Source organism: Streptomyces sp. NPDC002784 (assembly GCF_053592135.1).
In genome coordinates this window covers 141,923-155,901 of the sequence record NZ_JBSFVD010000017.1, presented here as the reverse complement: position 1 = coordinate 155,901, position 13,979 = coordinate 141,923, and the positions used below count along the sequence as shown (strand labels likewise).

Genomic DNA, 13,979 nt, shown 5'->3' with positions numbered 1-13,979 from the left:
GCACCCTGCCGTTCCCGTCTCCTGTTACGCGCACGGCCTCCTTCCCCTCCGCGACAGAAGCGAGCCCCCGATGTCCCCGAGTCGTGCCCAGACCGCAGCGAGAGGCACCGCCCTCGCGTGCGCCCTCCTCTTCCTCGGTACCGCGTTCGACGCCACCGCCGCCCAGCGTCCCCGGCCCTCGTCCGGCCCCCAGCCCGTCGTCACCCGTGCCGCCCTGGACCCCACGCTCGTCGCGGGCCGCGGTGCCGAGGTGCCCTTCGTCGAACAAGAGGCGGAGAACGCCACGACGAACGGCCGGATCATCGGCCCGGACCGCACCCCCTACACCCTCCCCTCGGAGGCCTCGGGGCGAACGGCGGTCCGGCTCACCTCCGGCGAGCACGTGGAGTTCGTCCTGCCGCGCGCCGCGAACGCCCTCACCGTGCGCTACAGCATCCCCGACGCCCGGCAGGGCGGCGGCATCACGGCGCCCCTCGACATCACCGTCGACGGCCGGCACCGCACGACCATGACGCTCACCTCGCAGTACTCCTGGCTCTACAACCAGTACCCCTTCACCAACGACCCCCAGGCCGACCTGCTGCACCCCGACTGGTGGATCACCGAGTGCGCCTGCGTCCCGGCCGACACCGACCCGGCACCGCGGATCACCAAGCCCTTCCGCCCGACCCACTTCTACGACGAGCAGCGCCTGCTGCTCGGCCGCACCCACCGCGCCGGCGAGCGCGTACGCCTGACCGTGCCGGCCGGCAGCCGGGCGGACTGGACCGTGATCGACCTGCTCGACTCCGAACTGGTCGCACCGCCCCAAGCCGTCCGCGGCGGCGTCGACGTCCGCGCCTTCGGAGCCGACCCCACCGGCAGGCGCGACGCCGCCCCCGCCATCGAACGCGCCATCACCGTCGCCCGCCGCACCGACCGGCCCGTCTACCTGCCGCCCGGCACCTACCAGGTCAACCGGCACATCGTCGTCGACGACGTCACGATCACCGGTGCCGGCAACTGGCACACCGTCCTCAAGGGCCGGGCGGTCGCCCTGGAGCAGCCCGCGCCCGACGGCTCACGGCACACCGGAGTGGGTCTGTACGGCAAGCCCGCCGCGCAGGGCGGCAGCCGCAACGTGCACCTGTCCGGCTTCGCCATCGAGGGCGACGTCCGCGAGCGGATCGACGACGACCAGGTCAACGCCATCGGCGGCGCGATGAGCGACTCCACCGTCCGCGGCCTGTACCTGCACCGCACCAAGGTGGGGCTGTGGTTCGACGGCCCCATGTCGAACGTCGAGGTCACCGACAACGTGATCACCGACCAGATCGCCGACGGCCTGAACTTCCATACCGGCGTGACCGATTCGCGCGTCCACAACAACTTCGTCCGCAACACCGGCGACGACGGCCTGGCCATGTGGTCGCAGAAGACCGACAACGCGAACAACGTCTTCTCCCGCAACACCGTCCAGTCCCCGACCCTCGCCAACGGCATCGCCCTCTACGGCGGCCGGGACAACACCGTCAGCGGCAACCTCGTCGCCGACCCCGTCCGCGAGGGCAGCGCCCTGCACGCGGGCGCCCGCTTCGGCGCCGAGCCGTTCAGCGGCACGCTCCGCTTCACCGGCAACACCACCGTGCGGGCCGGCACCTTCGAGCTCAACTGGAGGATCGGACTCGGCGCCCTGTGGCTCTACGCCCTCGACCGGAGCATCGACGCCGACATCCGGGTCACCGGCGACCACTACCTCGACAGCACCTACAACGCGATCATGCTGGTCAGCGACTGGGGCGTGAAGGACCGGTACGACATCCCGGCGGTCCACTTCAAGGACATCCGCGTCGACGGCACCGGCACGTCGGTGGTCAGCGCCCGGGTGAAGGGCTCCGCGACCTTCGAGAACGTCGACGCCCGCAACGTCGGCGCCGTCGGGGTGAACAACTGCGGTGCGTTCAACTTCCCGCCGACCGGATCGGAGTTCAGCCTCACCGACCGCGGCGGCAACGACGGCGGCTGGCTCACCGACCGGCTGCTGCCCAACACCATCACGTGCGACGACCGGCCCCCGGTGGTTCCACCGCCGGCCCCGTCCCCCTGGTGACGCCGCCGGGCTTGCGCCCGCTTACGCAGGGGCGGCAACGGGAAACGGGTGCTGAGGGCAGATCCGGGCCCGCCGAGGGCCTGCGGGCAGAGAGAAAGAAGAGGGATCGGCCGCAACAACTTGCGGGTTTTGCGTTACGCTTGCATGCATGACGCGACGACTGGCCCAGGTGGCGAAGAAGGTGGGGGTCAGCGAGGCAACGGTCAGCCGTGTCCTCAATGGCAAGCCCGGTGTCTCCGATGCGACACGGCAGTCCGTGCTCACGGCGCTCGACGTCCTCGGCTACGAGCGCCCGACGCAGCTGCGCGGGGAGCGCGCCCGGCTCGTCGGCCTCGTGCTGCCGGAACTGCAGAACCCGATCTTCCCGGCGTTCGCCGAGATCATCGGGGGCGCGCTCGCGCAGCAGGGGCTCACGCCGGTGCTCTGCACGCAGACCAAGGGCGGCGTGGCCGAGGCCGACTACGTGGACCTCCTGCTGCAGCAGCAGGTGTCCGGCGTGGTCTTCGCCGGCGGCCTCTTCGCGCAGGCCGACGCGCCGCACGAGCACTACCACCTGCTGGCGGAGCGCAAGGTGCCGGTCGTCCTCGTCAACGCGTCGATCGAGGGCCTGGACTTCCCCTGCGTCGCCTGCGACGACGCGGTCGCCGTCGAGCAGGCCTGGCGCCACCTGGCATCCCTCGGCCACGAGCGGATCGGCCTGGTCGTGGGCCCTGCCGACCATGTCCCGTCGCGGCGCAAGCTGGACGCCGCCCGGGTGGCGGCCAAGGCCATGGGCATGGAGCTGCCCGAGGAGTTCGTGCAGCGGTCGATCTTCTCGCTGGAGGGCGGACAGGCCGCGACCGCGCGGCTGCTGGAGCAGGGCGTCACCGGCATCGTGTGCGGCAGTGACCCGCTGGCCCTCGGGGCCATCCGGGCCGCCCGCCGGCGCGGGCTCACCGTGCCCGCGGACGTGTCGGTGGTGGGCTTCGACGACTCCGCGTTCATGACGTGCACGGAGCCGCCCCTGTCGACCGTGCGCCAGCCCATCGAGGCGATGGGCCGTGCGGCGGTCGACCTGCTGTGCGCCCAGATCCAGGGCTCCCACTCCCACCCCGGGGAGCTGCTCTTCGAGCCCGAGCTCGTCGTCCGCGGCTCGACCGCGCCCCCGCCGGCGCGCTGACCGCCCGGCTCCGCCTCCAGACCTTCGGCACCGGTATCACCGCCGCTTCAGCGGCTCCGATACCGGTGCCGTTGCCGTTTCCGGGCTCTTTCGCTGTCATGACCCGGACGGAACCGTTGACAAACTCGTCACGCAGTAGAAACCTCTCACTCCAGTGATGCAAACAAGTCACAAAGTTACTCAATAAGTTGGCTTGGTGTCGCTGTTCCTTGTCGGAGTCATGTTGGGCTCCCGGCGCACGACCTTGTCAGCTCTCCCACCGGGCCCTTGGCGGATGTCCACGTCCGGCCGGACCGGCGGGCGGAGCCGGGCACGTGCCGCGCCCACATCGCGGAAAGGTCACCATGAGAGGCACACCTATGGGCAGGCGATGGGGGGCCGGACTGCTGACAGCGGGCCTGCTCACCGTCGGACTGCTGCCCGCCCCCGCCCACGCCGCGGACGTCGGCCCCAACCTCGCGCTCGGCAGAACGGCGACGGCCGGCGGAGCGCACGGCGGCTACCCGGCGGCGAACGTCACCGACGGAAGCCAGCAGTCGTACTGGGAAGGCCCGACGGGCTCCTTCCCGCAGTGGGTGCAGGTCGACCTGGGCTCCCAAGTCCCGCTGGACCGCGTGGCGTTGAAGCTCCCCACCGGCTGGGAGGGGCGCTCGCAGTCCCTGGCGATCCTCGGCAGCTCCGACGGCGGCTCCTTCACCACGCTCGCCGGCGCGCAGGCCCGCGCGTTCGCCCCCGCCGCGGCGAACACCGTGAACATCGACCTGCCCTCCGCCACGGCACGCTTCGTCCGGGTGCAGGTGGCCTCCAACTCGGGCTGGAACGCGGCGCAGTTGTCCGAGCTGGAGATCTACGGCGAGGCGGGCGAGGACCCCGGCGAGCCGCCCCTCGAGGGCACCAACCTGGCGCGGAACAAGCCGATCGAGGCCACGTCCACGACTCAGAACTACGTGGCGACGAACGCCAACGACGACCAGGTCGGCACCTACTGGGAGTCGGCGGGCTTCCCGGCGAACCTGACCGTGAAGCTCGGCGCCGCCGCGGACATCGAGGCCGTGGCCGTCAAGCTGAACCCGGATCAGGTGTGGGCGGCCCGCAAGCAGTCCCTGGAAGTCCTGGGCCGCGCCCAGGGCGCCACCGCCTTCACCACCCTGAAGGCCCGGGCCGAGTACTCCTTCAGCCCCTCCTCGGGCCAGAACTCCGTCGTCATCCCGGTGACCGGCCGCGTCGCGGACGTGCGGCTCGCCGTGCACTCCAACACCGGCGCCCCCGGCGGCCAGGTCGCCGAACTCCAGGTGATCGGCAAGGCGGCACCCCACCCGGACTTCGTCGTCACCGACCTGACCTGGTCCCCGGCCTCCCCGTCCGAGAAGGACGACGTCACGGTCACCGCCACCGTGCGCAACGCCGGCACCGCCCCCGCCCCCGCGACGACCGTGAACGTCAGCGTCGAGGGCACCGTCGCGGGCTCCGCTCCGGTCGCCGCCCTCCCGGCCGGATCGTCCGCCACCGTCCGCGTCCCCGTCGGCAAGCGCCCGACCGGCTCCTACACGGTCTCCGCCGCCGTCGACCCGACGGACACCGTCGCCGAGCTGGACAACAGCAACAACAGCCGCACCGCCGACAGGAAGCTGACCGTCACCCAGGCCCCGGGCCCGGACCTGCGCGTCACCGGCATCACCAGCAACCCGGCCGCACCCGCGGCCGGCTCCTCCGTCTCCTTCACCGTGGCGGTCAACAACCGCGGGACCAGCACGGTCCCCGCCGGTACGATCACCCGCCTCACCGTCGGCGAGACCACCCTTCAGGGCACGACGCCGGCCATCGCCGCGGGCGAGACGGCCACCGTCGCCATCTCGGGCACCTGGAAGGCCACGAGCGGCGGCGCCACCCTCACGGCGACGGCCGACGCCACCGGGACGGTCGCGGAGACCGACGAGAACAACAACGTCTTCGCGCGCTCCATCGTCGTAGGACGCGGCGCCGCCGTTCCCTACACCGAGTACGAGGCGGAGGACGGCACCTACGACGGGACCCTGCTGACGGCGGACAAGCTGCGCACGTTCGGGCACACCAACTTCGCCACCGAATCCTCAGGACGCCGTTCGGTACGGCTCGACGCCACCGGCGACCACGTGGAGTTCACCTCCACCAACGCGGCCAACTCGATCGTGGTGCGCAACTCCATCCCCGACTCGGCCACCGGCGGCGGCCGCGAGGCCACGCTCAGCCTCTACGCCGACGGCAGGTTCGTCCGGAAGCTGACCCTCTCCTCCAAGCACAGCTGGCTCTACGGCAGCACCGACGACCCCGAGGGCCTGACCAACACCCCGGGCGGCGACGCGCGCCGGCTCTTCGACGAGTCCAACGCGCTGCTGACCGAGACCTACCCGGCGGGCACGAAGTTCCGACTCCAGCGGGACGCCGGTGACTCCGCCGCCTTCTACATCATCGACCTGATCGACCTGGAGCAGGTCGCCGCCCCGGCCGCCAAGCCCGCCGCGTGCACGTCCATCACCGAGTACGGCGCCGTGCCCAACGACGGCATCGACGACGCGGACGCCATCCAGCGCGCCGTCACCGCCGACCAGAAGGGCGAGATCGACTGCGTGTGGATCCCGGCCGGCCAGTGGCGCCAGGAGAAGAAGATCCTCACCGACGACCCGCAGAACCGGGGCCAGTACAACCAGGTCGGCATCCGGGACGTCACCGTCCGCGGCGCCGGCATGTGGCACTCGCAGCTGTACGCGCTGACCCCGCCGCACCAGGCCGGCGGCATCAACCACCCGCACGAGGGCAACTTCGGCTTCGACATCGACCACAACACCAAGATCTCCGACATCGCCATCTTCGGCTCCGGCACCATCCGGGGCGGCGACGGGGGAGCGGAGGGCGGTGTCGCCCTCAACGGCCGCTTCGGCAAGGACACCAAGATCACCAACGTGTGGATCGAGCACGCCAACGTGGGCGCCTGGGTCGGCCGTGACTACTCCAACATCCCCGAGCTGTGGGGACCGGGCGACGGGGTCGAGTTCAGCGGCGTCCGCATCCGCAACACCTATGCCGACGGCGTCAACTTCGCCAACGGCACCCGCAACTCCACCGTCTACAACTCGTCCTTCCGCAACACCGGCGACGACGCCCTCGCCGTATGGGCCAGCAAGTACGTCAAGGACACCGCCGTCGACATCGGCCACGACAACCACTTCCGCAACAACACGATCCAGCTGCCCTGGCGCGCCAACGGCATAGCGGTCTACGGCGGTTACGGCAACATCATCGAGAACAACCTCGTCTCCGACACCATGAACTATCCGGGCATCATGCTCGCCACCGACCACGACCCGCTGCCCTTCTCCGGGCAGACCCTGATCGCCAACAACGGCCTGTACCGCACGGGCGGGGCGTTCTGGAACGAGGACCAGGAGTTCGGCGCCATCACCCTCTTCGCGCAGGGGCCGAACATCCCCGGGGTCACCATCCGCGACACCGACATCCACGACTCCACCTACGACGGCATCCAGTTCAAGACGGGTGGCGGCGCCATGCCGGACGTGAAGATCAACAACGTCCGCATCGACAAGTCGGTCAACGGCTGCGGTGTCCTCGCCATGGGCGGCGCCCGCGGCAGCGCCACCCTCACCGACGTGACCATCACCAACTCGGCGGAGAGCGACATCTGCGTCGAGCCCGGCTCGCAGTTCGTCATCAACCGCACCTGACCCCCACCGGCACCGGTACGGCGGCCCGCTCCCCCGGGCCGCCGCACCGGCGGTACGACCTGGCAAGCGCCGAATCCGCACACTTCCCCCCGAGTCGCGCCGCGTGCCCTCGTGCACGCGGCGGAAGAGCGAGGACTGGATGACAACCCGCATCTGGAGATCCCGGTGCCTCAGCGCCGTGATCGCCACGAGCCTGCTGGTGCTGGGCGGCCCGCTGATGGCCGCCGAGGCCGCCGGCGGACCGAACATCGCGCTCGGCGACGCCGCGTCGGCGAGCACCTCCCACACCGAGTACGGCGCCCGGAACATCACCGACGGCAACCAGGGCACCTACTGGCAGAGCGCCGGATCGAACCTGCCCCAGTGGGTGCAGGCCGACCTGGGGTCGTCCACCCGGGTGGACGAGGTGGTCCTGAAGCTGCCGGCGGGCTGGGAGAGCCGCAACCAGACGCTCTCCGTCCAGGGCAGCGCCGACGGCACCAGCTTCACCACCCTCAAGAGCTCCGCCACCTACACGTTCGCGCCGGGCGCGGGGAACACCGTCGTCGTGTCGTTCCCGGCCACCCAGACGCGGTTCGTCCGCGTCGACATCACCGCCAACACCGGCTGGCAGGCGGCCCAGCTCTCCGAGCTGGAGGTGCACTCGGCCGACGACACCTCCGCGAACCTCGCCGCCGGACGCACCCTGACCGCCAGCAGCCACACCGAGGTGTACACGGCGGGCAACGCCAATGACGGCAACCGGGCCAGCTACTGGGAGAGCTCCAACAACGCCCTGCCGCAGTGGCTCCAGGCCGACCTCGGCACCTCCCGCGCCATCAACCGCGTCGTCCTGAAGCTCCCGGCCGGCTGGGAGAGCCGCAGCCAGACCCTGAAGATCCAGGGCAGCACCAACGGCACGGCCTTCACCGACCTGTCCTCCTCGCAGGCCTACGCCTTCACCGCCGCCAACGACAACACCGCGACCATCACCCTCGACGCGACCACCACCCGCTATGTCCGCGTTCTGGTCACCGCGAACACCGTCCAGCCCGCCGCCCAGATATCCGAACTGGAGATCTACGGCCCGGCGACCGGCGACACCCAGGCCCCCACCGCACCCTCGGAGCTGGCCTTCACCGAACCCGCCACCGGCCAGATCCGGCTGGCCTGGAAGGCCGCGAGCGACAACACCGGCGTCACCGCCTACGACATCTACGCCAACGGCGACCTGCTGACCAGCGTCGCCGGAAACGTCACCGCCTTCACCGACAACCGCCCCGCGAACCAGACCGTGTCCTACCGCGTACGGGCCCGGGACGCGGCCGGCAACCAGTCCGGCGACAGCAACACCGTCACCCGCGTCGGCGACGCCGGTGACACCCAGGCCCCGACCGCCCCGGCGAACCTCGCGTTCACCGAGGCCGACCCCGGCAAGGTCAAGCTCACCTGGACCGCCTCGACCGACAACGTCGGGGTGACCGGATACGACCTCTACGCCAACAACGTCCTGCGGGGCAGCGTGGCCGGGAACGTCACCACGTACACCGACACCCAGCCCACGACGAGCACCGTCACCTACGTCGTCCGGGCCAAGGACGCCGCGGGCAACAGGTCGGGCGACAGCAACAGCGTCACCCGCAACGGCAGCGGCCAGAACGGCTCCAACCTCGCCGTCGGCAAGCCGATCGAGGCATCCTCCACGGTGCACAGCTTCGTCGCCGCGAACGCCAACGACAACAGCACCGCCACCTACTGGGAGGGCGCCGGCGGCAGCTACCCCCAGACCCTCACCGTGAAGCTGGGCGCCAACGCCGACCTGGACCGGCTCGTGCTCAAGCTGAACCCGGACACGGCATGGTCGGCCCGCTCCCAGACGATCGAGGTCCTCGGCCGGGAACAGAAGGCCACCGCCTTCACCAGCCTGGTCGCGGCCAAGAGCTACGAGTTCAGCCCCGGCAGCGGCAACACCGTCACCGTCCCGGTCGGCGGCCGGGTGGCCGACGTACGGCTGAGGTTCACCGCGAACACCGGCGCCCCGGCGGGCCAGCTCGCCGAGTTCCAGATCGTCGGCGTGCCCGCGCCCAACCCGGACCTCGTCGTCACGAATCTGACCACGTCCCCCGCCGCACCGGTGGAGTCGGACGTCATCACCGTCGCCGCCACCGTCCGCAACGACGGTCCGGCCCCCGCCCCCGCCGGCAAGGTCGCCGTACGCCTGGGCGGCACCAAGGTCGCCACCGCCGACGTCACCGCCCTCGCACCGGGAGCCCAGGCCACCGTCCAGACCTCCATCGGCGCCCGCGACGCGGGCTCCTACGAGCTCAGCGCGGTCGCGGACGAGGCGAACGACATCATCGAGCAGAACGAGACCAACAACACCTACACCCGGCCCACCGCCCTGGTCGTCAAGCCGGTCACCAGTTCCGACCTGGTCGCCGGCACGGTGACCACCAACCCGTCCAGCCCCAGCGCCGGTGACTCCGTCTCCTTCAAGGTGCCGGTGAAGAACCAGGGCACCCAGGCGAGCGCCGCGGGCAGCCACGCCGTCACGCTCACCGTCGTCGACGGCAGCGGGGCCACGGTCAGGACCCTGACCGGCGCCCACACCGGCACCATCGCCGCCGGTGCCACGGCCGAGGTGACCCTCGGTCCCTGGACCGCCGCCAACGGCTCCTACACCGTGAGGACCGTCATCGCCGCCGACGCCAACGAACTGCCGGTCAAGCGGGAGAACAACACCGCCACCCAGCCCCTGTTCGTCGGCCGCGGCGCCGACATGCCGTACACCACCTACGAGGCCGAGGACGGCGCCGTCGGCGGCGGCGCGCGCGTCGTCGGACCCAACCGGACCGTCGGCGACATCGCCGGTGAGGCGTCCGGCCGCAAGGCGGTGACCCTCGACGCGACCGGGGAGTACGTCGAGTTCACCACCCGCGCCGAGACGAACACCCTGGTCACCCGCTTCTCCATCCCGGACGCCCCGGGCGGCGGCGGCATCGACTCCACCATCAACGTCTACGTCGACGGCACCTTCAAGAAGGCCCTCCCGCTCACCTCGAAGTACGCCTGGCTGTACGGGGCCGAGGCCGGACCCGGCAACGACCCCGGTTCGGGCGCGCCGCGGCACATCTACGACGAGGCGCACATCCTGCTGGGCGAGACCGTCCCCGCGGGCAGCAAGATCCGCCTCCAGAAGGACGCCGCCAACACCGCCGCCCACTACGCCTTCGACTTCATCAGCCTGGAGAAGGCCACCCCGGTCGCCAACCCGGACCCGGCGGCCTACGCGGTACCCGCCGGATTCACCCACCAGGACGTGCAGAACGCCCTGGACCGGGTCCGCATGGACACCACCGGCAAGCTCGTCGGCGTCTACCTGCCGCCCGGCGACTACCAGACGTCGAGCAAGTTCCAGGTCTACGGCAAGGGCGTGAAGGTCGTCGGCGCCGGACCCTGGTACACGAAGTTCCACGCCCCGACCACGCAGGACAACACGGACGTCGGCTTCCGCGCCGACGCGACGGCCAAGGGCTCGCTCTTCAAGGGCTTCGCCTACTTCGGCAACTACACCTCGCGCATCGACGGACCGGGCAAGGTGTTCGACTTCGCCAACGTGTCGGACATCGTCATCGACGACATCTGGAACGAGCACATGGTCTGCCTCTACTGGGGCGCCAACACCGACCGGATGACGATCAGGAACTCCCGGATCCGGAACATGTTCGCCGACGGCGTCAACATGACCAACGGCTCCACGGACAACCTCGTGTCCAACAACGACGCCCGCGCCACCGGCGACGACAGCTTCGCGCTGTTCTCGGCGATCGACGCGGGCGGCGCGGACATGAAGAACAACGTCTACGAGAACCTGAGCACCACCCTGACCTGGCGGGCCGCGGGCATCGCCGTGTACGGCGGCTACAGCAACACCTTCCGCAACATCCACATCGCCGACACGCTCGTGTACTCCGGGATCACCATCTCCTCGCTGGACTTCGGCTACCCGATGAACGGCTTCGGCACCGACCCCACCACGTTCGAGAACATCTCGATCGTCCGGGCGGGCGGCCACTTCTGGGGCAACCAGACCTTCCCCGGCATGTGGCTGTTCTCGGCGTCCAAGGTCTTCCAGGGCATCCGTGTCAACAACGTGGACATCGTGTCGCCGACCTACAGCGGCATCATGTTCCAGACGAAGTACAACGGCAGCCAGCCGGAGAACCCCGTCAAGGACACCGTCTTCTCCGACATCTCGATCACCGGCGCCAAGCGCAGCGGTGACGCCTGGGACGCCAAGTCCGGCATGGGCATCTGGGTGAACGAGATGCCGGAACCCGGTCAGGGCCCCGCCGTGGGTGAGGCGACGTTCAACTGCCTGCGGATGAGCGACAACGACGAGAACATCCGCAACACCACCACCACGTTCAAGCTCACCATCAACCCCTGCTGACAGCAGGTCCACGTCCCTGACGACCGAGGCCGGCGCCTGCCCCCGCGGCAGGCGCCGGTCTCATGTGCCCGGTCTCATGCGTCAGGTCTCACGCGAGGTGGGCGAAGACGACGAGATTGTCCGTGTAGTCCTTGACCGCGCGGTCGTAGTCACCCGCGCAGGTGATGAGCCGGATCTGGGCCTGCGCGGTGTCGGCGTAGACCCGCTCGTCGGGGAAGTCGTCCTTGGCGAAGGTCTCGACGCTGTCGACGACGAAGGACGCCGTCCGGCCGTCGGCGCGCTCGACCTGGAAGGTGTCTCCCTTCTCCAGCTCCCCGAGGTCCGCGAAGACGGCGGGCGAGGTGGCCGTGTCGACGTGCCCGGCGACGACGGAGGTTCCCCGCTCCCCGGGTGCGGCTCCCTTGGCGAACCAGCCGACGAGGTTGACGTCGTCGGCGGGCGGCGGATCGAGCTGTCCCGACGGGCCGATGGCCAGGTCCGTGAAGGGGGCGTCGACGGAGATCTTCGGGATGAGCAGCCGCACGGGCTTGGCCCGGGGCAGGTGCTTGCCCGCCGACTGCTGCGCCGGCAGGCCGGCGGGCGGGGACGACGCGGCGGCCCGCGCGGCAGACGACGTACTGGAGGAGGCGGAGGGCTCGTCGTCGCCGAAGACATTCACGGCCAGCACCACCAGGGCGGCGGCCACCGACATGACCAGCACACGGGCGCGGAGTCCCGGCTTCGCCCGGGGCGTATCGGCGTCGGTCCGGGAGGAGGGACGAGCTGTCATGGAGAGGGCACCTCACCTGGGCACAGCAGCGGAGCTGACGGGACGACGGGGACCGCGGGGCCGCCACGCGGCACACACGTGGCGGCCGCGGTGGCTATGACGCCCGGCATGGTCAGGCCACGCTTCCGGCACTCTTCCGGCGGCGCGCCGCGTAGAGACCGGTACCGGCGACCGCCAGGACCGCCAGCCCGCCCGCGGTCACCGTGGGCCCGGCCAGCCCGCCGCCGCCGGTGTGCATGCCGCCCTTGGGCTTCTCGTGGTCACCCTTCCAGGAGTTCTCGTCGTGCTTGCCGCTCCAGGAGTCGTCCTTCTCGTGGTCCTTGTCGCCCCAGGAGTCCTCCTTGCCGTGCTCCTTGTCACCCCAGGAGTCCTCACCCCGGTGCTCGTCCTCCCGGCCGGTGCCGTGGTCCTGGCTGTACGAGGACTCCTCGTGGTCCCGGTCGGGTTCGACGGCGTGGGCGCCCGGGGCGCTGAGGACGAGGGCGGCCGAAGCCGCCGAGATGGCGAGCAGTGCGCGTGCAGAGTGCATCTGACGTCCGTTCTGCCGACGAGCGGGTCGCTGACGCTGTATCAACTGGATCGGGCCCCGCCTCGACGTGATCCACGGTCAGCCGGGAACCCGGCGCCCGCCACTTGGGACGACCCGCCGGGTGACACGCCGTCCGCTGCCGGTCACCTCCTCATCACTGGGCCAAAAGTGTTGTGAGAGGGGTCGCGGCGGGGCCCCGGCGCGACGCTGGGCGGGCCGTTGTCAGTGCCGCATGACACCATCCGGCCATGAGCGGCGAATCCTTCAACTGGCCGGACGTTCTTGACCGTTGGCAGCGCGAGTGGGTTCCGCGACCGGACGCGGACGAGGACCGGCTGGACCAGGGCGCCACGCGAGGGCGAGACCTTCGCCTGCGCCGGACTCGTACGGCTCAGCGCAGCACCGGGAAGCCGAAGGCGTAGCCCTGCTCCTTGAGCCAGGGCAGGATCCGGCGCAGGGCCTCCACGGTCTGGGAGCGGTCGCCTCCCGCGTCGTGGAAGAGGACGGTCGGCCCATTGGGCAGTTCCCGCTGGACGGTGGCGACGATGGCGTCCGCGCCCGGCTGCTCGAAGTCCTTGGTGTCCACGTTCCAGCCCAGCGGGCGCATGCCCCGGGAGGCGGCGAGCGTGCGGCTGTAGGGGGTGAAGGCACCGCCGGGCGCCCGGTAGTACATGGGCCGTACGCCGCCCGACGCCTCGGTGATCATGCGTTCGGCGTCGAGGATCTGCTGCGACTGGTAGGCCTGGGACTGCTGGTCCATGGTGGTGTCGTGCGCCACCGAGTGGTCGCACAGCCGGTGGCCGGCGGCGACCACTTCCTTCACCAGGTCCGGGTGGGCCCGCGCCTGGGTGCCCACCATGCAGAACGTGGCCTTCGCCCCGTACTGCCGCAGGACGTCCAGCACCTGGGGGGTCCACACGGGGTCCGGGCCGTCGTCGATCGTGAGGTTGACGCCCCGCGGCCCCGCGTCGGAGGCGTGCGCGATGGTCACCGCGACCCGCTTGGCGGCAGGGCTCGGCCTGGCTGCCTCCGCCGAGGAACCGCTGCTCGCGGCACCCGCCTGCACGGTCCACACCGAGGCGCCGGTGGCGAGCACCGTCACCCCCAGCGCCGCCCCGATCATCTTGCCGTACCAGCCCCGCCCGCCACCGTGCCGTGCCATGTCCGCCCCGCTTCCCGCAGTCCCTCACACCCAGGGCCGCCGTGCGACCACCTGGCAGGACGACAGACGGGAGCCCCCGGATGCGTCCGTTACCGATCACGGACAAACCCGGGGGAGTTC

7 protein-coding genes are annotated in these 13,979 nt (G+C 70.7%); 4 read left to right on the top strand and 3 right to left on the bottom strand.

Annotation, left to right across the window (positions count from 1 at the left end; all coding sequences use genetic code 11):
- The first annotated feature begins 70 nt into the window (after positions 1-70).
- From ACWD1Z_RS26380 to ACWD1Z_RS26365, 4 genes are all read left to right on the top strand, one after another.
- A complete protein-coding gene (locus ACWD1Z_RS26380; protein WP_451122058.1) occupies positions 71-2,089 on the top strand; it encodes a glycosyl hydrolase family 28-related protein in 2,019 nt (672 codons plus the stop codon).
- A gap of 148 nt (positions 2,090-2,237) precedes the next feature.
- Complete coding sequence (locus ACWD1Z_RS26375; protein WP_451122057.1) at positions 2,238-3,248, top strand: LacI family DNA-binding transcriptional regulator; 1,011 nt, start codon at positions 2,238-2,240, stop codon at positions 3,246-3,248.
- 344 nt (positions 3,249-3,592) lie between these two features.
- On the top strand, positions 3,593-6,967 hold the full coding sequence (locus ACWD1Z_RS26370) for a CARDB domain-containing protein (RefSeq protein WP_451122056.1): 3,375 nt from the start codon (positions 3,593-3,595) through the stop codon (positions 6,965-6,967).
- A gap of 139 nt (positions 6,968-7,106) precedes the next feature.
- Positions 7,107-11,399, top strand: a complete 4,293-nt coding sequence (locus tag ACWD1Z_RS26365; RefSeq protein WP_451122055.1) for a discoidin domain-containing protein — start codon at positions 7,107-7,109, stop codon at positions 11,397-11,399.
- Between the two features lie 88 nt (positions 11,400-11,487).
- On the opposite strand, the gene ACWD1Z_RS26360 is transcribed toward ACWD1Z_RS26365, so the two are convergent.
- The 3 genes from ACWD1Z_RS26360 to ACWD1Z_RS26350 all read right to left on the bottom strand — a co-directional run bounded on the left by ACWD1Z_RS26360 (position 11,488) and on the right by ACWD1Z_RS26350 (position 13,859).
- Positions 11,488-12,168 carry a class F sortase gene (locus tag ACWD1Z_RS26360; protein WP_451122054.1) on the bottom strand — a complete coding sequence of 227 codons (681 nt, stop codon included), beginning with the start codon at positions 12,166-12,168 and terminating at the stop codon, positions 11,488-11,490.
- A gap of 112 nt (positions 12,169-12,280) precedes the next feature.
- Positions 12,281-12,697 carry a hypothetical protein gene (locus ACWD1Z_RS26355; RefSeq protein ID WP_451122053.1) on the bottom strand — a complete coding sequence of 139 codons (417 nt, stop codon included), beginning with the start codon at positions 12,695-12,697 and terminating at the stop codon, positions 12,281-12,283.
- 391 nt (positions 12,698-13,088) lie between these two features.
- Positions 13,089-13,859 carry a polysaccharide deacetylase family protein gene (locus ACWD1Z_RS26350; protein WP_451122052.1) on the bottom strand — a complete coding sequence of 257 codons (771 nt, stop codon included), beginning with the start codon at positions 13,857-13,859 and terminating at the stop codon, positions 13,089-13,091.
- Positions 13,860-13,979: the final 120 nt, after the last annotated feature.